The sequence below is a fragment of the Bradyrhizobium sp. 1(2017) genome, from assembly GCF_011602485.2.
Classification (GTDB): domain Bacteria; phylum Pseudomonadota; class Alphaproteobacteria; order Rhizobiales; family Xanthobacteraceae; genus Bradyrhizobium.
On record NZ_CP050022.2, the window covers coordinates 1858331 to 1885293 of the forward strand.

The window sequence follows — 26963 nt, forward strand, 5'->3', positions numbered from 1 at the left end:
CTGCCGCGACGCTCCCTCGCGATCTCAGCCCCTGGGGCATGTTCATGCAGGCCGACATCGTCGTGAAGGCTGTCATGGCCGGGCTCGCTTTCGCCACGTTGGTCACGTGCACGGTCTGTCTGTCCAAGGCGATTGAAATGTTCGCCGCGCGCCGCAATGTGAGGCGGGCCCTGCGCGAGCTCGAGGTGGCGCGGAGTCTGGACGAGGCCGTGCAGACCATCCGCGAGGGGCCCGTGGCACGGCTGCTCGAGGGGACGGTCGCCGAACTCGATCTGAGTACCGATCGGATGGATAAGGATGGAATCAAGGCGCGGATTGCGTCCCGTCTCCAGCAGATCGAAGCGGCCGCCGGCCGGCGTATCGCATTCGGCACGGGGGTGCTGGCGACCATCGGCGCGACCGGTCCCTTTGTGGGCCTGTTCGGCACGGTCTGGGGCATCATGAACAGCTTCATCGGCATCTCGAAATCCCAGACCACCAACCTCGCGGTCGTTGCGCCCGGCATCGCGGAAGCGCTGCTGGCGACGGCGCTCGGGCTCGTCGCGGCCATCCCGGCGGTGGTGATCTACAATCTGTTCGCCCGACAGATCGGTGCGTATCGTGCGCTGCTTGTCGATAGTTCGTCGGAGATCGCGCGCCTGGCGGGCCGGGACCTCGATGGCGGCACGATCAGCGCCAAGCGATTGCGGCTCGCGGCGGCGGAGTGAGCCGATGGCGATCAATCTCAATCAGGCCGGCGGCGACCTCGCCGAGGTCAATGACATCAACGTGACGCCGTTCATCGACGTCATCCTCGTGCTTCTGATCATCTTCATGGTCGCTGCGCCGCTTGCGACGGTCGACATTGCCGTCGACCTGCCGGCGTCGAATGCCCAGCCGCATCCGCGTCCGGACAAGCCGGTCTATCTCACGGTGAAGCCGGATCTCTCCTTGTCGGTCGGCGAGGAGACGGTCAGCCGCGCCGCGCTCGCCGGCGCGCTCGATGCCGCCACCAACGGCCAGAAGGATGCGCGAATTTTTCTTCGCGGCGACAAGATGGTTCCCTACGGCGAGATCATGCGGGTCATGAACGGACTGCGTACGGCCGGTTATCTCAAGGTTGCGCTGGTCGGGCTGGAGCAAACGTCCGAACCATGAAGCGTCTCGCCGCCGAAGATGCGTCGGACCTGAAACGCTGGACGTTCAGCAGCCTCGCCGTTCTGACCATGTACAGTGCGCTGGCGGCTTCGCTTGCGACGTGGCAACGGCCCGACGATCTCGATCCCGCCGAGCCGGCGGGCGCCGTGGTGGTCGACCTTGCGCCGCTGTCCGCCGCCCCGTCGACCACGCCGTCCGACATTCCGCCCGGGCCGGAGCAGGTGATGTCCGAGGCGCGCCCCGAGGCGAAGCCGGAGGTCGCGCAGCCCGACGATGCGCCCGAGCTTCCGCAGGCCGCCAATCCGGAGGCCGTCGTCGATGCGCGAACCAGGGCGCTGCCGGATGCCGCGCCGGAGCAACAGGCCGCTGCGGCGACATCGGCGCCGCCGGCGGTGTCGGAGCGCATCGCGCCGGTGGCCGCGGCACCGATCCAGGGTCAGCCGAGCCAGAAGGATTCGCAGGCGGTCGCGACCTGGCGTTCGCAGATCCAGGCGCTGGTCGAACGCAACAAGCGCTATCCCGAAGTCGCTCGCTCCCGCCGCGATCAGGGCATCGCGCAAGTCCGTTTCACCCTGGACCGCAACGGGATCGTAGGTGAGGCGCGCGTGATCCAGAGCTCGGGCTCGGACGCGCTGGATGGCGAAGCCGTTGCATTGCTCAAACGCGCGCAACCGTTTCCCGCTCCGCCCGACACCGTTGTCGGCGATGTCGTGGTGGTCAGGCTGCCGATCCGGTTCACCGTCAAGTAAGGGCGGCGCTCCGTTACGCGCATCGCTTGGCCCGGGATGAATTGTCGCCTTGGAGGAATCTAGTCCCCGGCGATCGTCGCGCCGAACTTGTAGTTCACGCCGACGCGGACGGTGTCGGTCCTGACCTGCGCATCGGAATCGAACGAGGTCGCCATGCCGCCGGCCATGTTCGGCGTGGCGCGGAATGAGCCGAGATCGGCGTGAAGATATTCGATCCGTCCGGTCCAGTTGCCGAACAGCCGGCTTTCCAGTCCGGCGCCGACCGCCCAGCCGAAGCGGAACGTGTCGACATTGAAGGGCGTCGTCGTCGCCGCACCGGTCGTGGTGAAGCCCGACACCGATCCCGATGAGGTCACGGTCCCGAACGGAACACCGGCCGTGAGATAGGCGAGGGTTGCTGGCGTCACCGCGACGCCGACGCGGCCGCGCAGCGAGGCCATCCAGTCGAGCCGGTAGGCCATGGCGGCCGTCATCGGGGCATCGAGCGGGAGCAGGGCGGCGTTGCAGGCGGCTGTCGGGCACGTGGTCGACGACTGTCCGTGCTGGCCGGCATACGCGAAATCGCCTTCGATGCCCGCCACCATCCGCCCCATCGTCCAGTTGTAACCGGCCTGGACGCCGAGCCCCGCATGATCGAGCCGCGCGCTCGGGCGCTCGCCATAGAGCGGGTTCAGGCTCGCATTGTCGATGAAGCCGGCATAGGTCTTCGCGGCGCCCCATGAATATCCGGCATTGCCGCCGACATAGAAGCCGCTCCAGTCCCACGATGGGGCGAACCGCGCCTCACGGAAGATCGAGGGCGTATCCTGCTCGCGCGCGATGCCGATCCTGGTGGTCGCCGGCGCATCGGCACCGTATTTGACGTTGAGGAACAGCTTGACGGTCCGGCCCGGCAGCAGGATCTCGTCCTTGTGGAACTGCACGGAGTTGCGGATGTCGGCGTTGAGGAGATTGTCGCCGGTCAGGCCGGTCGCCAATTCCACCGCGCCCCAGGGCGAATCCTTCCAGCGCTGCCGGTGCTCGATTTGGAGCTTGAGCAGATTGTAGCCGTCGGTCGGCGTGTCGAATTGCGCAAAGTCGTTCTGCCGGAAGGCGTGCAGCAGGTTCAGCCGCGCGTACCAGGCGTCGCTGCGCCAGTACACGCCGCCGCCGAGCCGCATCGGCGGGATGCGCGGCACGTTGGTGCCGTCGGTGAAGGTGGCGCGCACCATGTCGAACTGGCCTTCCAGTCCGAAGATGCCGCCGGAGAGCGGCGACACGTCCCATTGCCACGACAGTTCGCCGCCGCGGAAGATCGCGTCGCGCTGGGAGTAGGCGACCTGGATGTAGTCGCCGGTGCCGCCGGCCAAACAGGTCGCGAACGTCGCCCCGCAGAAATTGCCGGTTGACTGGCCAAAGATGAACTTGTCGTAGCGGGTGTAGTAGAGGCTGGCATCGAACCTGACATCGCCGAGGATTCGCTTCAGGCCGATCTCCGCGGTGTTGGCGGTCTCGAGTGTCAGGTCGGAATTGCCGATCTTGAAGGTCTTCTCCGAATCATCGGGCCCGCTGGCGAACAGTTCGAGCGCGCGCGGCGCGCGCTGGATCCGCTGCAGCGTCAGGCTGGCCTGAAGATACGACGGCAGATCCTTGATCACGCCGAGGCTGAGGCTCGTCGGCAGGAAGCTCGATCGGGATGGCGAGCTCACCGGTTCGTTCGGCGGCGGCAGGTAGGTCGATGGAAATTCGAACGAGGTGCCGGCGACATCGACGGATTCGATGCGGGCGGCGAACTGGGTTCGCAGCGTATCGGTGTGCTGCAATTCCTCGAACACGTACCCGGCGGCGGTCTTGGTCTGCGCCGGAAGCAGGATGGCCTGGCCGATCGTGTCGAGGCGCTGGTATGCGGCCTGCACGCCGACGATGCCGGTCAGCGCGCCGAGCGGCGTCGCCACCGGCCGGCTTTCCACTTCGACCTTGCCCTCGGTCTGGCGGTTCTTGAAGGTCGCGCCGATGGTCTGGAAGTTTCCGAAAGCGGTCTGGTTGAGATTGATCTCGTCGTGCCGGTAGTCCGAATAGCCGAGCCAGTAGCGGACGGCGGCGATCGCCATCGCGTCCGGACGATACTCGCCCTTGCTCATGATCTTGGTCTGCTCGAGATCGTTGTGCTGCTGGCTTTCGGCCGCCGCGATGCCGGGGACATGGTAATCGCTGGTGAAACGGGAGATCGACAGGCCGGCATAGCCGCCGTCGAACAGATAGGAGCCGCCGATCGCCGCGCCCGCGCTCTGCATCGCCGAGTTCGGCTGTCGGCCGTTGAAGGCCGGCGCCGGGCTGGGCGGCGCGAGATAAGGGTAGCTCGGGATGCGATAGTCCTGGGCGCCGCGGCCGTAGACGTCGGCATGCACGGCTGCGTTGCCGGCACCGGCGTCGAGCAGCAGGCCGCTTTCCCAGCCATTGTCGACCGAGGTGACGGCCGACCGCAGCTCGGCGGCCATTCCCCCGACCGGCGCGGCAATCGGAATCCGGTTGTTGGTGACGTCGACGATGCCGCCGACGGCTTGCGAGCCGAAGCGCAGGGCGCCCGGCCCGCGAAAGATCTCGGTCTTCTGCAGCGCCAGCGGATCGAGCGGAACGCCGTGATCCTGCGCGATGTCGGAGACGTCGACACTGCCGATGCCGTTCTCCTGGATCCTGACCTTGGCGTCGGACAGGCCGCGCAGCACGGGGCGCGACGACTGGGTCGACAGGCCGGCCGAGGTCGCGCCGGGTGCGGTGAAGAACAGATTGCCGAAGCTCGTGCTTGTGCTCGCCTGGATCTGGTCGCCGGTCAGCGCCGATGGCGCGAAGGGCGGGACGGCGGACGCGGCCGGTGGCGGCGTGGGCGCCGCTACGCTGCGCGATGCGGTCGGCCGGCCAGCCGGCTCATTGCGCGTGGTGCGGCGAGCTGGCCTCGGCTGCCGGCCCTCGACCGTCACCTGGGGAATTTCGATTTCTGACGGAGCATTGGCCTGTGCCGGCGATGACGGCGCGGGCGCTGACGGCGGCGCCGGGGTGGCGGAGGACGGGGACCCGGACGTGGTGGGGGCCGGCGCGGGTGCTGCGGAGGGCCGCGCGTTCGATGCATCCGGCGACGCTTGTGGCTGGGACTGGGCTGCGGGCGACCCGGACGGGGCGTCGGTCGCGGGAGGGGTGGCCTGCTGGGCCGCCGCGATCCCGTGCAGGCAGATCAAGGCGACCGACGTCGTGCCCAAAAGGGCCCGACGAGCAACCCAAACGCGCATTCCCAACCTCCAACGTGCTCCCGGCACGCTTAGCAAACGCACCAACATGTAGCTAAAGCTACAATTGAGATGCTCGGCTACGATGTCAAGGTGGGGCTGTTGCAATTGCGAAGCTGTTGCAGGAAGGCGACACGGCAAACCGCCGGCTTGCAATGTCCTGCCGGGGGGCCCATGGTCGGTCAGCTATGAATGCGGATTCTCCCATGGGCCGGAAGGCTTCACCGACGCGCAAGCCCTCTCTGCATGCCCTGCCGACGGAACAGGCACAGGCGCGACGCTTCGGCAAGGCCCGTACCGCGCGGTCGACGGCGATCCTGGAAGACTATGTCGAGTTGATCGCCGATCTGATCGAATCGACGGGTGAGGCGCGGGCCACCGACATCGCGCGGCGATTGGGGGTGTCGCATCCCACCGCGATCAACACGATCGCCCGGCTGAAGCGCGAGGATCTCGCCACGGCGCGCCCCTATCGCGGCATTTTCCTGACCGAGAAGGGCGAGGCGCTGGCAAGGCGCGTGCGCGCGCGCCACCGTCTCGTGCTCGAAGTCCTGCTCTCGCTCGGGGTGCCCAGGGAGGCCGCCGAGGCCGATGCCGAGGGCATCGAGCACCACGTCTCCGAGGCCACCCTCAAGGCCTTCTCGGATTTCCTCAAGGGATCGCGGGTCAAGAAGGCCAGTTGAGCGGGGGCCCTTGCCCGGGCTTCCTCCGTTCGAGGCTTCCGCTCCCGGGCGCGGTCTATTTGTCGTCGCACTGCTTTCCAATTCTCGCCAAGTTTGGCGATCAGCAACGCTTCGACATCCAGCAGAGGCGTGACGCTTGATCCAGCTCAAGGGTTGGCGCGCCTCGCAAGACGACAGCCGGCCTCGGACGAGCATCATCTGGCAGGGTCAACATGTTGAATGAAGCAGTCGATCATGCGTTGCATGAGGTGCAGGCCGCGCGGCGTGACCTCACCCTGACCACCTTCTGCGTGCGGCAGGCAGAAGCACGTTGCAGATTGGATCGAGCCAAAGCCAGCCTTGCCGATCTGAAGCAGTCCCGGAACCACGACTGGGCCTCTCACGACAACGCTTCCATCCCACGATAAGTGGCGGGTCTTGATCCGGACTTTTCGCCGTCCGCCTCGATATGGCCGATCGTGATGTTTCGAGAGAAGTCTCTCAAGGCCCAAGCGACAAGCCGCAACGTCAATCTTGGATGACATACACGCGGGTGCAGTCCAGCACTGTCACCGCAGTCCCATCTGTCTGATTGATCGTATTCGACCTCACATCGCTTTTACGCTCAGCAGCCGATGCTGGAGTGACTTTGGCGGATGTGTTCGATGTGTGTTCGATGTGACGCGACTTCAGACCTGCGGGGATGTGGGTGTGCGTCACGCAATGGTGAGCATACCGGCTTGCCGTTCGCGCAGCCGTGATTTTTCACCGCGTGTTTTTTCCCGGGCGCATGCCTACCTAATCCTTGTTCAAGAAATTCGAAGGAAACGCGTTCAACAGAGCAGCCGATTCGAGCCAGCGCGAATGCTCCGCACGAACAACAGCCGTTCGGAGTACGACTATGATTGGATTCAGGACTTCCATTATTGCAGCGATGATATCGATTGGCGCGATCAGCTCTGCAAGTGCCCAATGCCCGACGTGGGCGACTTCAAATCCAGCTTCGTTTCAGGCGCAATATCCCAATAGGGATGTGCTGAACGACTGCGAGTTGACGCCAGCAGGCAGAATGGGCCTCGAACTCCCTGGCGGCGCGGCTCCCTGGTATGGGCCCAGCAGGGCTTATGGGGCAATGCCTGGCGTTGCTCGGCACCACGGCTTCCAGCACCGATCGCGGTGAGGATCTGAAAATGGATCCGGATGGTTGGATTCCGGCGGACAAGCCGGAGCGCGCCATGTCGAATGACCAGACAATCAATCCGTGTACCTTCGCGATTCCTCCCGTTTTCGGCCCAAACTGATCCCGTCGAGGCCGGATGCGCTCGGCCCACGGATGTCTCGCCAATTTCTGCGCCAGGCCATGTCGGAACCCGGGCCGGCCGTTCGTCTTGAAACCGAGCCGCCTCGAACCGGAGTTCTGCGTAAATGGCCCCGCGCGCCAATTGGAAAGGCTTCCTGCGACTGTCCCTCGTCACCTGTCCCGTGGCGCTCTTTCCGGCCACATCCGAGAGCGAGAAGATCTCGTTCAACCAGCTCAACCGGCAGACCGGCCACCGCATCAAATATGTGAAGGTGGACGCGGACACCGGCGACGAGGTGCCGAACGAGGACATCGTCAAGGGTTACGAGCTCGAGAAGGGCCAGTACATCGAGGTCTCGAAAGAGGAGCTCGAGGAGATCGCGCTGGAGTCCACGCGCACCATCGAGATCGACGAGTTCGTCGGCAGGTCGGACATCGACCCGCGCTATCTGATCCGCCCCTATTACATCCGGCCGGACGGCAAGGTCGGCCACGACGCCTTCGCGGTGATCCGCGAAACCATCCGCGAAATGGACAAGGTCGCGATCGGGCGCGTGGTGCTGACCAACCGCGAGCACATCATCGCGCTGGAGCCGATGGACAAGGGCCTCGTCGGCACCCTCTTGCGCTACCCCTACGAGGTGCGCAGCGAGCAGGAATATTTCGACGAGATCCAGGACGTCAAAGTTACCAAGGACATGCTCGATCTCGCCAGGCACATCGTCAACCAGAAGGCCGGACGTTTCGATCCCGGGAAGTTCGAGGACCATTACGAGACCGCGCTGATCGAGCTGATCAACGAAAAGCGCGCCGGCAAGGTTATCCGGCCGAAGGAGCGGCCGAAGGGCGAGAACGTCGTCGACCTCATGGAGGCGCTGCGGCGGAGCGTCGGCAAGGAGGCCGGGAAGCAGGCCGCGCCTGCGAAGGCGGGCAAACCGGCGAAGAAGCCGAGGAAGGCGGCGGCCGGCCAGAAGGAGATGCTGATGCCGATCGCGGGCAAGAAGGCGGCCGCCAAGGAGACGTCCGCGAAGAAGCAGGCCTCAGGGGCGCGGCGGAAATCGGCATGAAGCATCCGGTGACGCCGGACGGACGCTACTTCGTCGTCCGCGGTCGCCTTTGGAGAATGGCCAACCCCGATCTCGCGGAAGATGAGCGCGCAGCGCTGGTGAAGCGGCTGATGGCAGCGAGGCGCGCGGTCCGCGACGCCAAGGCGGACAAGGACCTGGACCGAGAGGCGGCCGCGCACCGCGCCGTGGACGAGGTCAAGTGCGCGCTGGGGGAGCGGGAGCCGGTCTGGTGGACCGACGGCGCGCCGGACTTCAATCGCCACATGGCCAGGACCACGCCTTATGCCGCCTGGTACGCGAAGCTCCTTGCCGCAGACCTCAAAGGCCCTCGTCAACGCACTCCGGACACGTCTCGCCAATCGAATCGAGGACATCGTTGATCTCCGCGAGGCCTGATCCGCGGAGACACCGTCCGGTGGGTCCTGGCGCGCAAGCGCGACCGCGATATCGCGCGCGTGCGGGTCGGCACGATCCCTGGCCCAGCCATGCTCCTCGCATTCGCAAATCGCGCCAGCCTCCTGCAGTACATGTATGGCCCATCCCCGCAGGGTTCGGATCGCCGGCCGGCGTTCCCTCGTCATCGGCATTTCGAGATCACTCCTGCCGGGACGAATCCGTGCGCCCGCCTGCTCGTTCCGGGCAGTTAGCACGGAGCAGGGATTCCCAAACGGCGGGGCTGGGCTTGTCCACTGCTCCGAAGGTCTGGGGATAATCCTGGGTGGGGGCAGGGTCTTCTTTCAAGCACAGTCAGCGTGGCTCGGCCGCAATTGCGGGGCACGCAGGTTTGCGTGAAGGAACCTGATACTGAGAGGCGACTTATGTCGTCATCGGTTTTCGGAGGACTTGCCATGGCCATTGATGCGTTCGCTGGCACTACTCCCGTGTTTCTCCCCGAGCAGTTCTTCGTTGGTCGCTTTGAAGGATGGGCGGTGGTTGAAAGTCTCGTCGGCGGACTTTTAAAGCGAGCGACGATAACGGCGCATGGTGAGTTGGACGCGGACACCGACACCGTCGTCCTCACTGAAACCTATACCTTTGATGATGGCCACAGCGACACGCTACGCTGGACGATTCACAAGATCAGCGAAGGTCAATACACTGGCCATGAAAATCGCTTGGAAGGTGAAGCCACCGGCGAGCAGGCCGGTTGTGCATTCCATTGGAGGTACATGCGCGACACCCCCCAAGGGGATGGAAAGTCGTTCAAGCTCAACTTCGATGATTGTTCTACGCGATTGATGATCGAGCGTGCATTGTTCGCGGAAGCGCTGGGCGTGCGGGCATCCCGTTCGCAACGGCGCATGTTACTTATCGGAAGGTTTGATGGTTTGGTCGTGGCACGAACTCAAGCGCGACCAGTGACGCGAGCCATCGGGTCTAAAGCTTGCTGCCAGTGCGAGAACTCATAAGCTGCGATGCCGTTCTTTCGTTCTTCAATCTGTAAGGGATATGGGGCTTTCGATCGACGGCATTCGCTGAAACTAGGAGGCAGCGTGGGTAGAAGCAAATGTCATTGCTGAAGGCATCCGCATGCCATCTATGAGAAACTCTAACAACGGCTGAACCAGTGCTTTCTCGGCCACGTCATCTCCAAGCACGACGATCTCCGTCATTGGCAAAGGCGGCCAGTGTTCCGGTACATCTATGATCTGCATTCCTTCCTGGACAAAGGAGCGACCCAAAAGCGTAATCCCCAGCCCACCGGCAACCGCAGCCTGAACACCGGTGAGGCTGCTGACGGTGCATGCTGTGACCCACGCCTGTCGCGCCCCATCGAGCGTTGTGAACATGAGGTCTCGATAACTGCACGGCGGTCGGAGAAGTACGAGTGGCAACGGCCGGTCCAGATCCAGCCGGAAGTCGGAGGCGGCAAACCATACCATCGGCTCCCGCCAGATAATGCGACCTCGCGCTTTGAATTCCTTTGTCGCGATAACGAGGTCCAGATGTCCTGCTTCGAACTCCCGCAGCAGATCGTGGGTCAGGCTGGTGTTGACATCGAGTTGCACGCCTGGGTGCAGCCGAAGAAAGCGTGCGAGGAGTCTGGAGAGTTGGAGCGGAACGAAATCTTCGCAGATTCCAACGCGCAGCCGGCCTTTTGTCTGCGGAGCCTGAAGCGAGCGTATGACATCGTCATTCAGGTCAAGCAGCCTCCGCGCTCCGATCAGCAATTGGCCGCCGGCGCCCGTTAGTGCCAGCGATCGGCTGGTCCGATCGAAAATGGGATATCCGATGAGTTCCTCGAGCCTCCGGATCTTTTGGCTTACGGCGGATTGTGAACGGCCGACCATGTCAGCGGCGGCGGTAAAGCTCCCGGCATCGGCAACCGCAACGAAGGCGCGCAACAAATCAAGATCGAGGTCACGCACATCGCACCCATTAGGTTCTCTACTAGACCCATTCAAACTATGCGTTTTCCTTCTCTGCGCCAAGGAGGCAAGAGATTGGCTTGAGGAAATGCCGCCCGCCGCGGGCGGCGGTTGACCGACCTCAAGAGGAATCCGGAATGAAGGCAGTTGGTTATCGGGTGGCGGGTCCTGTTTCGGCGGATGACTGCCTTGTCGATCTTGAACTGCCGCCTCCGCGGCCCGGCCCGCGCGACCTGCGGGTTGCGGTCAAGGCGATCGCGGTCAATCCAGCCGACGTGCAGATACGGGCGCGAATATCGCCGCCTCACGGCGAAGTGCGCATTCTCGGATTCGATGCCGCCGGCCTGGTCGACGCTGTCGGTTCGGATGTTACGCTCTTCAAGCCGGGAGATGAGGTGTTCTATGCCGGGGCGATGGATCGGCCGGGCACCAACAGCGAGCTTCATCTCGTCGACGAACGGGTCGTCGGCCACAAGCCGAAGACGTTGAGCTTCGGTGAGGCGGCCGCGCTTCCCCTCACATCGATTGCGGCATGGGAACTCCTGTTTGAGCGCCTCGCCATTCCATACGGCGTCAAGACTCAGGCTGGCGCGCTGCTGGTTATCAACGGCGCGGGCGGCGTGGGATCAGTCCTGACGCAACTTGCACGGCGGCTTACCGGCCTGACAATCATCGCGACTGCGTCCCGTCCGGAAACCGAGGCGTGGTGCCACAGGATGGGGGCTCATCACGTCATCAATCACCACCATCCTCTGGACCGCGGGCTGAAGGAGATCGGTATCGGTGAGGTCGCATATGTTGCTGGCCTGACGGCGACCGACAAGCACCTGCCAGCTATCGCGGAAGCGATTGCCCCGCAAGGTCGGCTGGCGCTGATCGATGACCCGCTCGTTCTCGATATCGTCAGCCTCAAACGCAAGAGTGTCTCGGTGCACTGGGAACTGATGTTCACGCCCACGCTGTACCAGACGCCCGACATGATCCGACAGCATCGTTTGCTCAATGAGGTTGCTGCTCTTGTTGATGCAGGGCTGCTGCGCACAACGCTCACGGAAGAGGGCGGACCGATCAACGCGCTCAACCTCAGGCGCGTGCATGCGCAGGTGGAAAGCCATCGGAATATCGGCAAGACGGTTCTATCGGGGTTTTGAATCCATGCTCGGACCGGACCCGGTCGCCATCATCGATCGCTGCGCATCTAATAAAGGGAAGACAAAATGCGACTTCACCCCGCTGCTCCTGCCTTGGCAGCTCTTGTCTTGCTTGCCTCCGGCCTAGTCTCGAGCGCGCCTGCGATGGCACAGGATCGGCCTGCGCCCTCGCTATCGACAGCGCCTGTCGTTACCGATTTGCCGGGCGGCGGCATCCAGCCCGGTGTCAGCGGCCATTCGGCTGACTTGCCAGTTCTCTATCAGCTCGACCAACAGCCGATCGAGCAGATATCTCCTTTGGTGCAACGACAATATCTGACGGGCGCGCAATCGACGTTCGTGAAATGGACGGTGAAGAAGGGTGGCATTTTTCCGCTGCACCATCACGCCAACGAGCAGATCACCTGGATTACCGAAGGGCGGTGCGAGGTCTCCTCGCAAGGCAAGAAGTTCATCATGACGCCGGGCACGGTCATGATCATTCCACCGAATACGCCCCATGAATTCGTCTGCACGGAAGACACGATCGATATCGATTTCTTCTCTCCGCAACGCCAGGACTGGATCGATGGAGTTCCTTCGATTGCGGCGACGTCCAAGTGAGGCGGACGCCGATCGCGACAGCGCCCAGTCAAATCGATCACAGAAACTCGGGAGTCAAACACAATGCCCAGCCAGCCCCTCACTCACAGCAGGCAACAACTGACATATGCGGCGGCCGCCATAGCGATCGAAGCCGCGGTCGCGAAATCCAGGGAGATCGCGGCGCCGGAGTGCATCGCTGTCGTGGACGCGGGAGGTAATCTCATCGCCTTCGCGCGGGTTGATGGCGCTGCCGTTCTTGCCCGGGATCCTGCAATTGCCAAGGCTGCGACCAGTGCTTCGATCGGCGTGCCTACGGGCGGGATTCCGTTCGAATTCGGCGCGAATCTGGGATCCGCGAGTCACGGTGGCATTGTTAATCTCGGTGGGGGCTTTCCGATCGTCTTTCACGGCGAATTGGTCGGCGCGATCGGTGTCGGGTCTGGAACGACTGAACAAGATGTCGCGGTCGCCGCAGCCGGTCGCGATGCGGTCCTGGCGGCGCTGGCCGCTTCCGCGTGACCGTCGCGCCGGTGTGTGTTGACTTGCCCGCAAATCGGATGATGAACTTGTACAAAGCAGCAACCCTCGCTTGTCTCGCCGTATTCTTCGGTTCAGCAACGGTGCGAAGTCAGGGAGACACTGGTATGGCTTCGAAGACGTCATTGGTACCCGGCTCTGCCAAGCACCTCGCCAGCGATCGTCCGATCGGGAAGATCGAGCCGGTCTTTGAGTTCTATGATGCGATGCCGACCGGCGTGTCCGTCGCCGCCGACGGGCGCATCTTCGTCAACTTCCCTCGATGGGGCGATGACGTGCCGTTCACCGTCGGCGAGATCCGCAAGGGCAAGGTCGTTCCCTATCCGGACGCGACGATCAATACGTTCGATCGGACACGACCGGGAGAAACTCTGGGCAGCGTGCAGAGCGTCGTCGTCGATGCGGCCAACCGATTGTGGATCCTCGACACGGCGGCGCCGGGCTTTTCGACCCCTGTGGTGGGTGGCGCGAAGCTGGTCGCGGTGGACTTGACGACCAATAAGGTCGTGAAGACCATCGTGCTGCCTTCATCGACCGTCTTGCCGACGACCTATGTCAACGACGTGCGCTTCGACCTGCGGCAGGGGAAGGCCGGCATTGCTTTCATCACCGACTCTTCGATCAGCGGACCTGGCGGTATCATCGTTGTCGATCTCGACAGCGGTGAAAGCTGGAGGAGGCTCACGGGGCACAGGTCGACCTCGCCGGATCCCGCATTTGTTCCCGTCGTGGAAGGGGAGCGGCTGGCGGCACGTGAAAAAGGAAAACCGCCTGCGCCATTCAATGTCGCCTCCGACGGCATCGCCATTTCTGAGGACGGCGCCACGCTCTATTACTGCCCTTTATCCAGCCGGCACCTGTATTCAATCCCGACCGCTCTTCTGCTCGACCGGTCCGCGTCGGACGCGGCCGTCGCGGAGGCTGTTGCTGATCTCGGCGAAAAGGGCGCCTCCGATGGCCTCGAGGCCGACGACAAGGGCCGCGTCTATGCGGGAGACTATGAGCGGAATAGCGTTCGTCAGCGCCAGACGGATGGCGAGTGGAAGACCATCGCGCACGATCCAAGAATACTTTGGCCCGATACCCTTTCGGTCGCGTCAGACGGCTATCTGTACTTCACGGTCAACCAGCTTCACCGGCAAGCTCAATTCCATGAAGGACGGGACCAGCGCGAGAAGCCATACACGCTCTTTCGCGTAAAGATCGATGCAGGGCCGGTGCTGCTGAAATAATCAGATGGTCTGCGGCATTTATGAACTTATTGCAAAGTCGACGGACATGCCTGATGCGCCGCTTGATTGTTGTTCTCATCCTTGCAAGTTCATCCGCGATGGCGGCGCCAATGGATAAGCTCGTTCCGGAATTTGCATCGAACGCGCTTATTATGAATGGTGTTACGACGACGCCCGATGGGCGGCGCTTCGTTGTTGTTCAGCCGCAGGAGTCAGGTCAACCGGAGATCGCTGAAATCACCGCTGGGGTGGCCCGGCCCTATCCTGACGCAGCCTGGAATGACTGGCGCGAGGGTCAGGACGGACAACGCGCGTTCGTCGGCGCAAACTCCTTGCGCGTCGGTCCCGATGGCGCCCTGTGGGTTGTCGATCGCGGGGCGCCGGGGATAGGTAAACCGTTGGCAAAGGGTGGCCCGAAGCTTGTTCGCATAGATCTCGCTGCCAATCGGGTGACCCGGATCTACGATCTGGCCTCCGTTGCGCAAGGCGTGAGTTTCGTCGACGACATTCGATTCAATGGGGGCGCTGCTTACCTGACCGATGCGGGGCGCCCCGCGCTGATCGTCCTCGATCTGGGCACTGGCCAGGCGCGTCGTGTCTTGGAGAACCATCCTTCGACGGTCGCCGCACGGCCGCTGATGGCGGAGGGCCAGCAACTCGCCGATCCCGAAGGCAGGCCGGTTGTCGTCCATGCCGATCAGCTCGAAGTTTCGAGCGACGGGCGCTGGCTCTATTACCAGCCTTGTTCGGGCCTGATGGTTCGGATTGAGACGCGCTTCCTTGATGATCCGTCTATCGAAGAGGCGACGCTCTCCGGCCGTGTCGAGCGATTTGCCGATACTCCCTCCACCGGAGGGACCGCCATCGACGCGGAAGGTACGATCTATGTCAGCGACACCGATCGCTCGCGAATATTGAAGGTCTCTGCGGGGGGACAGATATCGACTTTGGTTGCCGATCCGCGCCTTGCGTGGGTGGATGCCATGTGGATCGATGACAGTGGCAAGTTGTGGATGCCGGCGGCCCAGCTCAATCGAACTCCGGGCCTCAATCGCGGCAAGGACACCGTTGCTTGGCCAGTTACGATTTACTCAATTGCAATCGGGGCAAAGCCGGTGCGGCGCTAGCCGCCTCAAGCTGATTCCGACACGGGATCGCTGCGGATGGAAGTCTGGGATAGAGGGCTGCTGACTTGCCATGGCTACACGATGAATCGCCCTGTCGAAGTCATAAGTGGACGAGCGGCGGATATCCCGGCAGGTTCGGGCGCAGATCGGGGGAGCAGACTCCTTGCTGTGAGCGCAGCCTTGGTCTCCGCGGTTTTCTTTGGCGTCAACGCGGTGGCATCAAAGATACTTTATGCTCCCGAAGCGGCCGCCGGCTTTGATGCGGTCAGTCTTTTTGTTGCGCGCGGCGTCTGGTCGCTGCCGCTGTTCCTGCTGCTCGCCGTCATCACCAAGCCACGACGGCTTCCTCCACTGACGATCAAGAACACCGCGTTATTCCTGTTTTGCGGGATCGCGTACGGCCCCGGGACCAACGCGCTATCCGCGCTCGGCGCTCATGCCACCAGTGCCTCACATGCCGTGTTGTTGCTCAGCCTGTTTCCGCCGTTGGCGGCAGGACTTGCGACAATATTCCTGCGCGAGCAGCTTTCTGCGTTGAAGATGGTCGCCATCGTCATCGGTGTCATAGGTGCTGCAGCGCTGACCCTATCCGGGTCCTCCGGCGCCGCGACCACGAGCGGCGATCTTCTCATCGCGGCCTTCATCTTCACCTGGGCGATCCTGACACTCGGCATCCGGCAACTCGACAAAACCTATCCAGCGCTGTTTGTCGTCGGTGTGTTCGGCACGATCGGATGCGCTGCGCTTGGTGCAATTGGTGCCGCTGTTGGGCGCCTCGATTCTGTGTTCATTCCGGCGTATCATTTCGATCTGCAAACGGTGCTATGGTTCGATCTCGAGCTGGTGTTGTTACTGTCGCTCGGCGGCCAATTGTTGCAGAGCATGGCTCTCCGCACGTTGAATGTAGCCGCGGTAGTCGCGTTGACGTCCTACGGTTCAATCTTCTTTGGTCTTGCAGCCTCACTCCTGATTCTCGCGGAGCGCTTGACCGTGCAAGATGTCATCGCCGCAGCATTTCTCGTGACCGCGCTTGGCCTTTCGCTATGGCCCGAACGGCGCATCTCCCAAAGCGACGCAAAGACGGTGACGGTGGCAGATGAACCGGGAAGATTGGTTTAACGGGCCTGCCGAAGGCGTTCTGGTGCGGCAGCCTGATCAGAAATCAACTTGCGCCCGCTAAGCCATTGATTTGCTGGTGGGCCCGGCAGGACTCGAACCTGCAACCAGACCGTTATGAGCGGCCGGCTCTAACCATTGAGCTACAGGCCCCGCCGCGAGACGGCCGCGGATGTGCGGCCGGCAACGGTGCGTGGTTCGTTTACAGGGCCTGAGGCGGGGGTGCAATCCTCAAGCGTTTTCAAGCGCGTGGTCCTCGGCTTGCGTCAGGGAAAACGCGTCAAGCAGAACGACTCTGGTCGCGGGAACGCCGGTGCTGCGTGCACAGCGCTGCGAATCGGATGATTGTCGATTTCGGAATAGTCGCATTCTGCCAGTGTTTTGCCCGACGTGTCAAATGGCGTTTGCGGTCATCCGGCCGGTTCCCGGTTTTGAGGCTTCGGTAAACCGCTGTGATTGCTCACCTCTCCTACTGTGCATGGGGTTGTTTTCGCACTTATTGTGTTGAGGGGGGCCTCTCGGCTCCCTCAAACGTCTGGGCAATGAGTGGCCGACCGTGCGGCGGCCGCTGGCTAGTCCACCGACACCCCGGCGAACTCGACCACCTTGCGCCACTTCTCGGTCTCGTCCGCGACCAGCTTGCCGAACTCCATCGGCGCCATCGCCTTGGGGAGGCCGCCGACTTCGGTGAGGCGGGCGACCAGCTTGGGGTCTTTCAGCGCTTCGCCGACGGCCTTGTTGAGGGTCTCGATCACCTCGGGCGGCGTGCCCTTCGGCGCGGAGATGCCGTAGAAGCCGACCGATTCGAAGCCCGGCACGGTCTCGGCGATCGCGGGCACGTCGGGCACGCTCGGCCAGCGCTGCGGCGAGGTCACGCCAAGCGCGCGGACATTTCCGCCCTTGGCCTGCTCCAGCGCGGAGGGCAGATTGTCGAAGATCAGCTGCACCTTGTTGGAGATGATGTCGGGGAAGGCGATGGCCGAGCCGCGATAGGGCACGTGCACCATGTCGCATTTGGTCATCACCTTGAACAGCTCGGCCGACATGTGCACCGAGGTGCCGTTGCCGGAGGAGGCGTAGGAGATCTTGCCGGGATTGGCCTTGCAATAGTCGACGAACTCCCGAACCGTCTTCGCGGGGAACGCGTTGGAGACGACCAGCATGTTGGTGAGCTGCATGATGCTCGCCACCGGCACGGTGTCGCGCAGGAAGTCGAACGGCAGCTTCTTGTAGAGCGAGGTCGAGATCGCGTTGTTGGGCGCGACGAACAGCAGCGTGTAGCCGTCGGGGGCTGAGTTGATCGCGGCCGCAGCCGCGATGTTGCCGCCGGAGCCGGTGCGGTTCTCGACGATGACTTGCTGGCCGAGCCGGTCCGACAGCCACTGCGCCATGATCCGCGCCACGATGTCGACCGGGCCGCCGGCGGCAAAGCCGATAAGCCAGTGCACGGGACGGTCGGGATAGGCGGCGGAGGCGGGAGGGATGTTGCTGAAAAGTGATGCGAGAATGACGAGCCCGAAAACACCTTGACGCAAAATTCGCAACATGACGCCTCCCATTGTTCTATTGTCGTTGGGGGCATGCTTTCACAAAATCGCGCTGCTGCCTACATCGTCGCAAGTCGGTGTTGACGCAGTTTCGTCAGGGACCACCATGAGATTCGCGACCATCGTTCTCGCTGCAGTGCTACTCGCCAGCCCCGCCGCTGCTCAAACCGGAGGCAACGCCATTCCGACCACGACGATCAGTTTGGGCACTGCGACGCCCGGCGGCGGCTTTCCGCTCTATGGCAACGCCTTCGCGGAGGTGATGAACGCGGTCGATCCGCAAATGTCCATCGCGCCCCGCAACACCAAGGGCAGCAACGAGAACATTCCGCTGCTGGAGAAGGGCGAGCTCGATCTCGCGCTGGTCGCGGGCGAGCCGGCCTATGAAGCCTTCGCCGGCATCGGCCGCGCCCCCGTGCGCCTGAAGATCCTCACGGCGATCTATTCCAACCCCGGCATGTTCGTGGTGCGCGCGGACAGTCCCTACAAGACCATCCGCGATCTCGTCGGCCAGCCGGTTGCCTTCGGGGCGAAAGGCTCGGGCCTGCCGATCCTGGCGCGCTATGTGCTGGATGGTCTTGGGTTGAAGCAGGACGAGGACTTCAAGGCGGTCTATCTCGACCGTGCCGGCGACGGTCCCGCGATGGTCGAGGACGGCCGCGTCGCCGCGCTGTGGGGCGCCGGCATCGGCTGGCCGGGTTTTGCCGCGGTGGCGTCGAGCCCGTCAGGCGCACGCTTCATCGCACCGAGCGCAGACGAGATGACGCGGATCCGCGCCAAGCATGCGTTCCTCAAGCCGCTGCTGGTGCCGGCAAACAGCTATCCGACGCAGACCGCGCCGATCGCTTCGCTGGGGTCGTGGAGCTTTGTCCTGACGCGCGAGGATCTGCCGGACGACGTCGCCTATCGCCTCGCCAGGACGCTGCACGGTGTCGAGGCGGCGTTCTGCAAGAAGCTCGCGCAGGCCTGCGAAACCACAGCCTCGAACACGGTCGCGGCCGCGCCAAAGGCGGAGCTGATCCATCCGGGGGTAATGAAATATTTTCGCGAGATCGGCGTGGTGAAATAGGGCGCTTACTTCCTTCTCCCCTTGTGGGAGAAGGTGGCGCGAAGCGCCGGATGAGGGGTTCTCTCCACTCGCAAAGCTGCTCGTGAGGATAGATACCCCTCACCCGGCTCGCCGCTATCGCGGCGAGCCACCCTCTCCCGCAAGGGGAGAGGGTGCACTGTCGTCGCGGCTACAAACTCGCCAATCTCACTTCTTCACCATCGCACAGGCCGGGTCCGGCGGACCGAACGCCTTGTCGCCGGAGATGGTCGTGAGGATCTTGTAATAGTCCCACGGATATTTGCTCTCCTCCGGCGTCTTCACCTGCACCAGCCAGAGGTCGTGCACCATCAGATTGTCCTCGCGCAATTTGCCGTTGCGGGCGAAGAAATCCTCGATCGGCTTCTCGCGCATCTTGGCGGCGACCTTGAGCGGATCGTCGGTGCCGGTCTCCTTGATGGCGTTGAGATAGTGCATCACGCTGGAATAGACGCCCGCCTGCCACATCGAGGGCATCTTGTTCATCTTGGCGAAATAGCGCTTCGACCATTCGCGGGTCTTGTCGTCCATGTCCCAATAGAACGACGTGGTCAGGAGCAGGCCTTGCGCGGCCTGCAGGCCGAGGCCGTGGATGTCGGTGATCAGCGCCAGCAGCGCCGCCATCTGCTGGCCGCCCTTGAACACGCCGAACTCCGAGCCGGTCTTGATCTCGTTCATGTTGTTGGGGGGACCTGCGGCAATGCCGATGATCTTGGCCTTGGACGCCTGCGCCTGCAGCACGAAGGAGGAGAGGTCCGGGGTCGCCAGCGGCGGCCGCACCGAGCCCAGCACCTTGCCGCCATTGGCAGTGACGACTGCGGAGGCGTCGCGCTCCAGCGAATGGCCGAAGGCGTAGTCGTCGGTGATGAAGAACCAGCTGTCGCCGCCGCGCTTGACCACGGCATCCGCCGTGCCGACCGCGAGCGCGCGGGTGTCGAACACCCATTGGATCGCGTAAGGCGAGCAGAACTTTCCGTGGAAATCCGCGGTGCCGGTGGAATGGGTGATGAACAGCCGCTTCTTCTCGTTGGCGACGTTCTGCACCGCGAGCCCGACCGCGGAGACCGGCACGTCGACGATCAGATCGACCTGGTCGACGTCGTACCAGCGCCGCGCGATGGTGCCACCGATGTCGGCCTTGAGCTGGTGGTCGCCGATCACGATGCTGATCGGCTTGCCGAGCACCTTGCCGCCGAAATCGTCGATCGCCATCTGCGCCGCCGTCACCGAGCCCTGGCCGGTCGGCGCCGAGGCCGGGCCGTTCATGTCGGTGAGCACGCCGATCTTGACGACGTCGTCGGACAGCTGCGCCGAGGCCGCACCGGACAGCAGCGCCGCCGTCAGGGCGGCCGCGACCGGCAGTCCAGATCTGATTGGATTCATGCTTTTCCTCCCTCGATCCGGCTCGTTGGCCGGTGTTGCCCGGGTATGCCCCCGGCTGAATTGGTTTCTTTTGCAACTATTTGGGGGCGGGCGTCAATGTCAGGCCGCGAAGCGGATCTGCCCGGCCGGCGAGGGGTCGTAGCCGGTCAGCTCCTCCGCACGCTGGCGCAGCCGCTTTTCGCCCACAAGCCGGAGCAGCGCCTGCATGGCCGGGCGGAAATAGCTGCGCTGCCGCAACGCAAGGTCGAAGTTTTCCCAGACCAGAGGCACGAAATCGAGGCCGGCCGAGCGCGCCGCCGCGCGCGTCGCGATGCCGCAATCGGCCTGGCCGGCGCGGACGATCTCGGCGAGGTCGGGCCCGGTCAGCGCCGGCGTCTCCACGCGGCGCAGATCCCGTGTCGAGGCACCCGCGCGCTTCAGGAGCACGTCCAGCAGCATCTGCGCGCCTGTGCCTTGTTGTCGCATCGCCATCCTGGCGCCGAGGGCGAGCACGTCGGACAGGCCGTGCAGATGCTTGGGATTGCCTGGCGGCAGCACGAGGCCCTGTTCGCGGCGCACGAATGCGACCAGCAGGGCATCATGCAGGTCGGGAGCTGCCCGCAACGCTTCGACGCTGGCATCGCCGGCGAGATTGTCGGACGCGTCCAGGGCGTGGAAATGCACCGCCGCCGCCATCACCTCGTTGCGCTGCAAGCGCTCGAGCCCGCGGGCGCTGCCTTCCGTCATCGATCCCAGGCCCGAGCCGGATTCGCGCAGGCTCCAATCCAGCAGCTCGTCCTGGCTGCCGCCGACGACCGGCGGCGGCTCGGCGATCAGCATGCCGGCTGGACGCGCGAGGCCCGACAAGACCCAGAGATCGAGCTCGTGCCGCGGGAAGAGCCACTTCCCGGTCACCTTGGTGCAGGGGATCGCGCCGGTGGTGACGAGTTCGTAGAGCTTGCGTTCGCCGAGCCGAAGATAGTCGGCGGCTTCGCTGGTGGTCAGGAATTCCATCCTGCATTCCTATGCAAATTCTTGCTTCTTTTTGACGTTCGACGCAGGTGGAATTCTGCACTTCAATTCGTGTCCGCCGGAACCATGCCCGATCATCTCGCTGCTTTGCAACACATCCGCGCGCGCGATCTTTGCTTTGGTGAACGATCCCCACAGCGCGCATCCTTGCCGAAATTTCCCGAGCGGGAAGCGCGAGGGAGGAGAGATGCGTCACGAGTGCGGCGCAATCGCGCGCCATCATGGCCATGTCTTGTCCAGTGGGAACCCGATCATGGCCGTCCGCCGCCTCTTCGTTGCATTCGCGCTTCTCTGCGGCCTTGCCGCGGGCGTTGCGGCGTCGTCCGCGGAGGACCGCAACATCGTCCTCGCCACGACGACGGCGACGCAGGAGTCCGGCCTGCTCGATCATCTGCTGCCGATCTTCCGCGCCAAGACCGGGATCGACGTGACGGTGATCGCGCGGCGTGCCGACGAGGTGCTCGACGGCGCGCGGAGGGGCGAGGTCGACGTCGTGCTGATGCATGCGCGACCGCAGGAGGAGAAATTCGTCGCCGACGGTTTCGGCGTGAAGCGCTTTGACGTGATGTACAACGACTACGTGCTGATCGGGCCGAAGAGCGATCCCGCCGCGGTGAAGGGCAAGGACATCGCCACCGCGCTGAAGGCGATCGAGGGCAAGGGCGCGCCGTTCGTGACGCGCGGCGACCGCTCGGGCACCCATGCCGCCGAGCTCGCGCTCTGGATCGTCGCCGGCATCGACATCGCGAGCGCCAAGGGCGGCTGGTATCGCGAGGCAGGCGCGGGCATGACGGCGGCTCTCGATGCCGCGCGTGCCGCGAACGCCTATGTGTTGTCGGACCGCGGCAGCTGGATCTCGTTCAAGGAGCGCGGCGATCTCGACATTGTCGTCGAAGGCGACAGGCGGCTGCTCAATCAGTACGGCGTGATGCTGGTCAATCCTCGGAAGTTCCCGAACGTGAAGGAGGATCTCGCGCAGACCTTCATCGACTGGCTGACCTCGCCGGAGGGACAGACCGCGATCGCCGGCTACAAGATCGACGGGCAGCAGCTGTTCTTCCCCAACTCGGACAGATCGGGCGGCTGAGGCGCGCCTCGCCGGCGGTTGCCAAAGCGGGCGATGCATGGTCCATCATGGCGCATGACCCAGCGCCTGCCGTCCTCGCTCACGCCGCTCGACACTGCGCTCGCCGCGTTGGTGCGCGGCGTTGATCCCGTCGCGCCGGTGGAGTTGTCGCTGCCCGACGCGATCGGCTGCATTGCGGCGGGCACGCTGCTGCTTGTGGCTTGTCCGCCCCGCGACATCGCCGCCGCAGACGGCTGGGCGCTGTCCGCCAACGATCTCGTCGGTGCGTCCGCCTACGCGCCGCTGCCGCTGGCGGTGGCCCCTGCGTGGGTCGATGCCGGCGACGCGATGCCGGAGGGATGCGACTGCGTGCTCGATGCGGGCGCGGTCGAGCTATCAGGTCCGATTCCCCAGGTGCTGGCGGAAGCCGTGCCGGGGCAGGGCATCCGGCGCGCCGGAAGTGATGCCGCCGCCCGCATGCCCGCCTGCGTCGAGGGCCACCCGGTCGGTGCGGCTGATGTTCTGGTCGCGCGCGTCGCGGGCCTGGAGAAACTTGGCGTGCGGCAGCCGCGGCTGCGTATCGTCAATGTGCCGGGCGCAACGGCAACGGCACGAATGATCGGCGACATTGCGCGCGCAGCGGGACTGGACGTGACGACGATTGAGGCCGGCGCGCGCGACGAAGCATCGATTGCCGATGCGCTCGATGCGTCCTCCTGCGATCTGCTGCTGACGATCGGCGGTAGTGGCGTCGGCCGCCGGGATGCCGCCATCGCAGCACTGGCCCGACGCGGTGACGTGCTGGCCCACGGGCTTGCGCTGCAGCCCGGACGCACCGCCGCGGTCGGACGGCTCGGACGGATTCCCGTGGTCGCCTTGCCCGGCTCGCCCGATCATGCGCTCGCGGCCTGGCTCGCGCTCGTGCTGCCGCTCATCGACCGGTTGTCGGCACGCCGCCGTCCGCGCCGGCAGGTGGCACTGCCACTTGCGCGGAAAATCGCATCCGGTGTCGGCATCGCCGAAATGGCCCTGTTGTCCTGGGAACATCATGCGTGGATGCCGCTTGCCGTGGGCGAATGGCCGCTGCAGGCGATGGCCCGTGCCGGTGCATGGCTGCTCGTCCCCGCCAGCCATGAGGGTTTCGCGGCGGGCATGTCCGTCGATGCCTATTTGATGCGGGAATGATATGGATTCCGGCATGCCGATGATTCCGAGATCGCCAGAGCGCAGCGCGCTCGAACAGGAGCAGTTCCTCAAGATCCTGTCGCGGGAAGAGGCGCTGGCACGCTTCGATGCCGCGCTGTTCCCGCGCGCGCTTCCGACCGAAATGCGCATGCTCGCCGATTCACTCGGTGCGGCGCTTGCCGAAGACGTCACGGCGCCGATCGACGTGCCGCCGTTCGACCGCTCCAATGTCGACGGCTTCGCCGTGCGCTCGGCGGACGTCGTCGCGGCGGGCGAAGGCAAGCCGGTTCGCCTTGTGCTGAATGGCGAGACCATCCATTGCGGCACCGCGCCGACGCTGCAAGTCGCGGCCGGCTCCGCAACGGCGATCGCCACCGGCGGGCCGCTGCCGCGTGGCGCCGATGCCGTCGTCATGGTCGAGCACACCCAGCCGGCGGGGACGGATGCGATCGAGATTCGGCGCGCCGCCTCCCCCGGGCAATTCGTCTCCTATGCCGGCTCCGACATCGCGCGCGGCGAAGCGCTGCTGCGCGCCGGCACCATCATCGGCTCGCGCGAGATCGGCATGCTGGCCGCGTGCGGCATCCCCGAGGTGACGGTCGCGCGCCGGCCGCGCGTAGCCGTCATCTCCACCGGCGATGAACTGGTGCAGCCCGGCCGGCCGCTCGCGCCCGCCGAGATCTACGACACCAACGGCGCGATCGTCACGGCCGCAATCGATGAGAATGGCGGTGAGGCGGTCTTCCTCGGCGCCATTCCCGACGATGAAGCCAAGCTCGAAGCCGCCATGCGCCGCGCGCTCGCGGACGCCGACATGCTGGTGCTGTCGGGCGGCACCTCGAAAGGTGCGGGCGATGTGTCCCACCGCATCATCGGCCGGCTCGGTGCGCCGGGCATCATTGCGCACGGCGTTGCGCTCAAGCCCGGCAAGCCGCTGTGCCTTGCGGTGTGCGACGGCAAACCGGTGGTGATCCTGCCGGGCTTTCCGACCTCGGCGATGTTCACCTTCCACGACATGATCGTGCCGATGCTGCGCAGGATGGCCGGGCTGCCGCCGCGCTCCGATGCCAAGGTGAACGCGACCGTGCCGGTCCGCATCGCTTCCGAGCTCGGCCGCACAGAATTCGTCATGGTCTCGCTGGTCGAGGGCAAGGACGGCCTCATCGCCTATCCCTCGGGCAAGGGCTCCGGTGCGATCACCTCGTTCGCGCAGGCCGATGGCTTCCTGCGCATCGACGCGCTCGCCGACCAGATGCCGGCGGGCACCGAAGCCGAGGTGACCTTGTTCACGCCGCATGTGCGCGTGCCCGATCTCGTCATCGTCGGCAGCCATTGCACTGGCCTCGATCTCGTCACCGCGCAACTCGCTCATGCGGGCCTGACCGTGCGCTCGATCGCGGTCGGCAGCCTCGGCGGGCTTGCAGCCGCGAAGCGCGGCGAATGCGATCTCGCGCCGATCCATCTGTTCGACGATCAAAGCGAGACCTACAACACCCCCTATCTCGTCGAGGGGCTCGAGCTCGTCCCCGGCTGGCGGCGGATGCAGGGCATCGTGTTCCGCAAGGGTGACAAGCGCTTCGAGGGCCTCGGTGCAAAGGACGCCGTCGCCGCCGCGCTCGCTGATCCCGCCTGTATCATGGTCAACCGTAACCAGGGCGCCGGCACGCGCATCCTGATCGACCGGCTGCTCGGTGGCGCGCGCCCGGAAGGCAATTGGAACCAGCCACGCTCGCATAACGCGGTGGCCGCCGCCGTTGCGCAGCACCGCGCCGATTGGGGCATGACCATTGCGCCGGTCGCCCATGCGGTCGGCCTCGGTTTCATTCCGTTCGCAGAAGAGCATTATGACTTCGCGCTGGTGACGGCGCGCAAAGGCCGGCCGGCAGTGCAGGCCTTTCTCGATGCACTCGGCTCGCATGAGGCGCGTGCGGCGCTCGAGCAAGCGGGTTTTCGGCCCGCCTAGACGACAGATGACGACGCGGCGTTCAAGCCGCGCGCGACGGGGGACGCGATGGCAAGGCCGCTTTCGGTTGCGATCGTCGGTGCCGGCATGGGCGGGCTTGCGACCGCCGCGGCGCTGCGGCGGGTCGGCATCAACGTGATGGTCTACGAGCAGGCCTCCCACTTCGCCCGCATCGGCGCCGGCATCCAGATCGGCTGCAACGCGATGAAAGTGCTGCGCGCACTGGGTCTCGAGGCGCGGATGCGCAAGCACTCCTTCTATCCGCGCTCCTGGAACAATCGCGACTGGAAGAGCGGCGACATCAAGTTCGACATGATCTTCGGCGAAAGCGCGGAAGAGAAATTCGGCGCGCCCTACCTGCTCGCCCATCGCGGTGATCTGCATGCAGCGCTGGCGAGCGCGGTCCCGGACGAATGCGTGCGGCTCAACCATAAGCTCGCCGGTCTCGACCAAACCAGTGACCGTGTCCGGCTCAGTTTCGCCGACGGCACGAGCACTGTCGCCGATGCAGTGATCGGCGCGGACGGCGTCCATTCATTGGTGCGCGATATCCTGTTCGACACCGCGCCGGCCAAATTCACCGGCCGTATCGCCTATCGCACCACTTATCCGGCCGCCCTGCTCGGCGGCGCAGGGATCGACGACTGCACCAAATGGTGGGGCGAGGACCGCCACATCGTGATCTATTACGTCAAGCCCGACCGCAGCGAAGTCTATCTCGTCACCAGCCAGCCGGAGCCTGACTTCCGCATCGAGTCCTGGTCGGCGAAGGGCGACGTGCGCGATTTGCGGGCATCGTTCGAGGGCTTTCATCCGCAGGTCGGCCAGGTGCTGGCGGCGTGCCCCGACGTGCACAAATGGGCGATCATGGATCGCGATGCGCTGGGGCGCTGGACCGACGGCAGGGTGACGCTGCTCGGCGATGCCTGCCATCCGATGACGCCCTATATGGCGCAAGGCGCGGCCATGGCGATCGAGGACGCCGCCGTGCTGTCGCGCTGCCTCGATGGTGTCGATCGAGACGGGGTCGCGGATGCATTCCGCCGCTTCGAGGCGACGCGCAAGCAGCGCACGACCAAGGTGCAGGAGACCTCGCGCGCAAATATCTGGCTGAAGGAACGGACCGATACCGGCTGGGTCTACGGTTATGACGCCTGGTCGGTGCCGCTGGCGACCTGAGTGGCCTGGTCCCGCTTGCGCTCACGATCCTCGGCCTCGGCAAGCGCGCGTCGTGCGGCGGGCGGCACCGGCTTCGGGTCCGGCGGAACCTCGACGATGTCATGCTTGCTCGGTTGTCTCGTGCGATCGATCGTCTCGGAGAGATCGAATACGTAATCGACGAATTCGAAAATGGTATTCAGGAGAGGGGCGGCCATGGCTCATCCGGGACTGTCCAGACCTGTGGTCGCTCCCGTGCCCGGCCCGGTTC

General features: G+C 64.4%; 25 protein-coding genes, 1 tRNA gene and 1 pseudogene. 19 read left to right on the forward strand and 8 right to left on the reverse strand.

Features of this window, described 5'->3' with window-relative positions:
• Positions 1-44 precede the first annotated feature (44 nt).
• The 3 genes from exbB to HAP40_RS08945 are packed head-to-tail and all read left to right on the forward strand — an operon-like array spanning position 45 to position 1886.
• Entirely contained in the window at positions 45-707 is a 663-nt protein-coding gene (exbB, locus tag HAP40_RS08935; RefSeq protein ID WP_414645377.1) for a tonB-system energizer ExbB, read from the forward strand.
• A 4-nt stretch (positions 708-711) separates the two neighbouring features.
• Complete coding sequence (gene exbD / locus HAP40_RS08940; protein WP_166818154.1) at positions 712-1137, forward strand: TonB system transport protein ExbD; 426 nt, start codon at positions 712-714, stop codon at positions 1135-1137.
• Complete coding sequence (locus HAP40_RS08945; RefSeq protein WP_166818153.1) at positions 1134-1886, forward strand: energy transducer TonB; 753 nt, start codon at positions 1134-1136, stop codon at positions 1884-1886. Before exbD ends, HAP40_RS08945 begins: the two co-directional genes overlap by 4 nt.
• A gap of 59 nt (positions 1887-1945) precedes the next feature.
• Here HAP40_RS08945 and HAP40_RS08950 read toward each other — a convergent pair whose 3' ends face one another.
• The gene (locus tag HAP40_RS08950; RefSeq protein ID WP_166818152.1) at positions 1946-4843 is read right to left on the reverse strand and encodes a TonB-dependent receptor domain-containing protein; all 2898 of its coding nucleotides are present in this window, start codon (positions 4841-4843) and stop codon (positions 1946-1948) included.
• Between the two features lie 509 nt (positions 4844-5352).
• Here HAP40_RS08950 and mntR point away from each other — a divergent pair.
• The 4 genes from mntR (at position 5353) to HAP40_RS08970 (ending at position 8555) form a co-directional block, all read left to right on the forward strand.
• Complete coding sequence (gene mntR, locus HAP40_RS08955) at positions 5353-5829, forward strand: manganese-binding transcriptional regulator MntR (RefSeq protein WP_166818151.1); 477 nt, start codon at positions 5353-5355, stop codon at positions 5827-5829.
• A gap of 212 nt (positions 5830-6041) precedes the next feature.
• Positions 6042-6236, forward strand: coding sequence for a hypothetical protein (locus tag HAP40_RS08960; protein WP_166818150.1), 195 nt, complete (start codon positions 6042-6044; stop codon positions 6234-6236).
• Positions 6237-7233: 997 nt separating this feature from the next.
• Positions 7234-8175, forward strand: a complete 942-nt coding sequence (locus tag HAP40_RS08965; protein ID WP_166818149.1) for a Ku protein — start codon at positions 7234-7236, stop codon at positions 8173-8175.
• A complete protein-coding gene (locus HAP40_RS08970; protein ID WP_208024799.1) occupies positions 8172-8555 on the forward strand; it encodes a hypothetical protein in 384 nt (127 codons plus the stop codon). The genes HAP40_RS08965 and HAP40_RS08970 overlap by 4 nt, the downstream gene beginning before the upstream one ends.
• Here HAP40_RS08970 and HAP40_RS08975 read toward each other — a convergent pair.
• A pseudogene (locus tag HAP40_RS08975) lies at positions 8494-8762 on the reverse strand (hypothetical protein). The gene HAP40_RS08970 and the pseudogene HAP40_RS08975 sit on opposite strands and share 62 nt — an antisense overlap.
• A 261-nt stretch (positions 8763-9023) precedes the next feature.
• Between HAP40_RS08975 and HAP40_RS08980 the strand changes: the two are divergent.
• The gene (locus HAP40_RS08980) at positions 9024-9584 is read left to right on the forward strand and encodes a DUF3833 family protein (RefSeq protein WP_334270959.1); all 561 of its coding nucleotides are present in this window, start codon (positions 9024-9026) and stop codon (positions 9582-9584) included.
• 72 nt (positions 9585-9656) lie between these two features.
• On the opposite strand, the gene HAP40_RS08985 is transcribed toward HAP40_RS08980, so the two are convergent.
• Positions 9657-10544 (reverse strand): LysR substrate-binding domain-containing protein, encoded by an 888-nt coding sequence (locus HAP40_RS08985; protein WP_166818148.1) that lies wholly within the window; start codon positions 10542-10544, stop codon positions 9657-9659.
• A 137-nt stretch (positions 10545-10681) separates the two neighbouring features.
• Here HAP40_RS08985 and HAP40_RS08990 point away from each other — a divergent pair, with 137 nt between their 5' ends.
• The 6 genes from HAP40_RS08990 (at position 10682) to HAP40_RS09015 (ending at position 16295) form a co-directional block, all read left to right on the forward strand.
• A complete protein-coding gene (locus HAP40_RS08990) occupies positions 10682-11695 on the forward strand; it encodes a zinc-binding alcohol dehydrogenase family protein (RefSeq protein WP_166818147.1) in 1014 nt (337 codons plus the stop codon).
• Between the two features lie 144 nt (positions 11696-11839).
• Positions 11840-12298, forward strand: a complete 459-nt coding sequence (locus HAP40_RS08995; RefSeq protein ID WP_246741151.1) for a cupin domain-containing protein — start codon at positions 11840-11842, stop codon at positions 12296-12298.
• Positions 12299-12361: 63 nt separating this feature from the next.
• Complete coding sequence (locus HAP40_RS09000) at positions 12362-12799, forward strand: GlcG/HbpS family heme-binding protein (protein WP_166818145.1); 438 nt, start codon at positions 12362-12364, stop codon at positions 12797-12799.
• A 125-nt stretch (positions 12800-12924) separates the two neighbouring features.
• Positions 12925-14049: an L-dopachrome tautomerase-related protein gene (locus HAP40_RS09005; protein WP_208024798.1), complete on the forward strand. Its 1125-nt coding sequence runs from the start codon at positions 12925-12927 to the stop codon at positions 14047-14049.
• A gap of 53 nt (positions 14050-14102) precedes the next feature.
• Positions 14103-15176, forward strand: coding sequence for an SMP-30/gluconolactonase/LRE family protein (locus HAP40_RS09010; protein ID WP_166818143.1), 1074 nt, complete (start codon positions 14103-14105; stop codon positions 15174-15176).
• Between the two features lie 180 nt (positions 15177-15356).
• A complete protein-coding gene (locus tag HAP40_RS09015) occupies positions 15357-16295 on the forward strand; it encodes a DMT family transporter (protein ID WP_166818142.1) in 939 nt (312 codons plus the stop codon).
• Positions 16296-16369: 74 nt separating this feature from the next.
• Here the strand turns inward: HAP40_RS09015 and HAP40_RS09020 are convergent.
• Positions 16370-16445 (reverse strand) — tRNA-Ile (locus HAP40_RS09020).
• Between the two features lie 419 nt (positions 16446-16864).
• On the reverse strand, positions 16865-17839 hold the full coding sequence (locus HAP40_RS09025) for a Bug family tripartite tricarboxylate transporter substrate binding protein (RefSeq protein ID WP_166818141.1): 975 nt from the start codon (positions 17837-17839) through the stop codon (positions 16865-16867).
• Positions 17840-17945: 106 nt separating this feature from the next.
• Here HAP40_RS09025 and HAP40_RS09030 point away from each other — a divergent pair, with 106 nt between their 5' ends.
• On the forward strand, positions 17946-18908 hold the full coding sequence (locus tag HAP40_RS09030; protein WP_166818140.1) for a TAXI family TRAP transporter solute-binding subunit: 963 nt from the start codon (positions 17946-17948) through the stop codon (positions 18906-18908).
• A 186-nt stretch (positions 18909-19094) separates the two neighbouring features.
• On the opposite strand, the gene HAP40_RS09035 is transcribed toward HAP40_RS09030, so the two are convergent.
• Together HAP40_RS09035 and HAP40_RS09040 are read right to left on the reverse strand one after the other, a co-directional pair.
• A complete protein-coding gene (locus tag HAP40_RS09035) occupies positions 19095-20309 on the reverse strand; it encodes an ABC transporter substrate-binding protein (RefSeq protein WP_166818139.1) in 1215 nt (404 codons plus the stop codon).
• Between the two features lie 99 nt (positions 20310-20408).
• On the reverse strand, positions 20409-21302 hold the full coding sequence (locus HAP40_RS09040) for a helix-turn-helix transcriptional regulator (protein WP_166818138.1): 894 nt from the start codon (positions 21300-21302) through the stop codon (positions 20409-20411).
• Between the two features lie 271 nt (positions 21303-21573).
• Here HAP40_RS09040 and HAP40_RS09045 point away from each other — a divergent pair, with 271 nt between their 5' ends.
• The 4 genes from HAP40_RS09045 to HAP40_RS09060 are packed head-to-tail and all read left to right on the forward strand — an operon-like array spanning position 21574 to position 26713.
• On the forward strand, positions 21574-22407 hold the full coding sequence (locus HAP40_RS09045) for a substrate-binding domain-containing protein (protein WP_166818137.1): 834 nt from the start codon (positions 21574-21576) through the stop codon (positions 22405-22407).
• Positions 22408-22461: 54 nt separating this feature from the next.
• Positions 22462-23571: a molybdopterin-binding protein gene (locus HAP40_RS09050; protein ID WP_166818136.1), complete on the forward strand. Its 1110-nt coding sequence runs from the start codon at positions 22462-22464 to the stop codon at positions 23569-23571.
• Positions 23572-23584: 13 nt separating this feature from the next.
• Positions 23585-25534, forward strand: a complete 1950-nt coding sequence (locus tag HAP40_RS09055; protein WP_166818135.1) for a molybdopterin biosynthesis protein — start codon at positions 23585-23587, stop codon at positions 25532-25534.
• Between the two features lie 48 nt (positions 25535-25582).
• Entirely contained in the window at positions 25583-26713 is a 1131-nt protein-coding gene (locus HAP40_RS09060) for an FAD-dependent monooxygenase (RefSeq protein WP_166818134.1), read from the forward strand.
• On the opposite strand, the gene HAP40_RS09065 is transcribed toward HAP40_RS09060, so the two are convergent.
• Complete coding sequence (locus HAP40_RS09065) at positions 26680-26910, reverse strand: hypothetical protein (RefSeq protein WP_166818133.1); 231 nt, start codon at positions 26908-26910, stop codon at positions 26680-26682. The two genes, HAP40_RS09060 and HAP40_RS09065, sit on opposite strands and share 34 nt — an antisense overlap.
• Positions 26911-26963 lie beyond the last annotated feature (53 nt).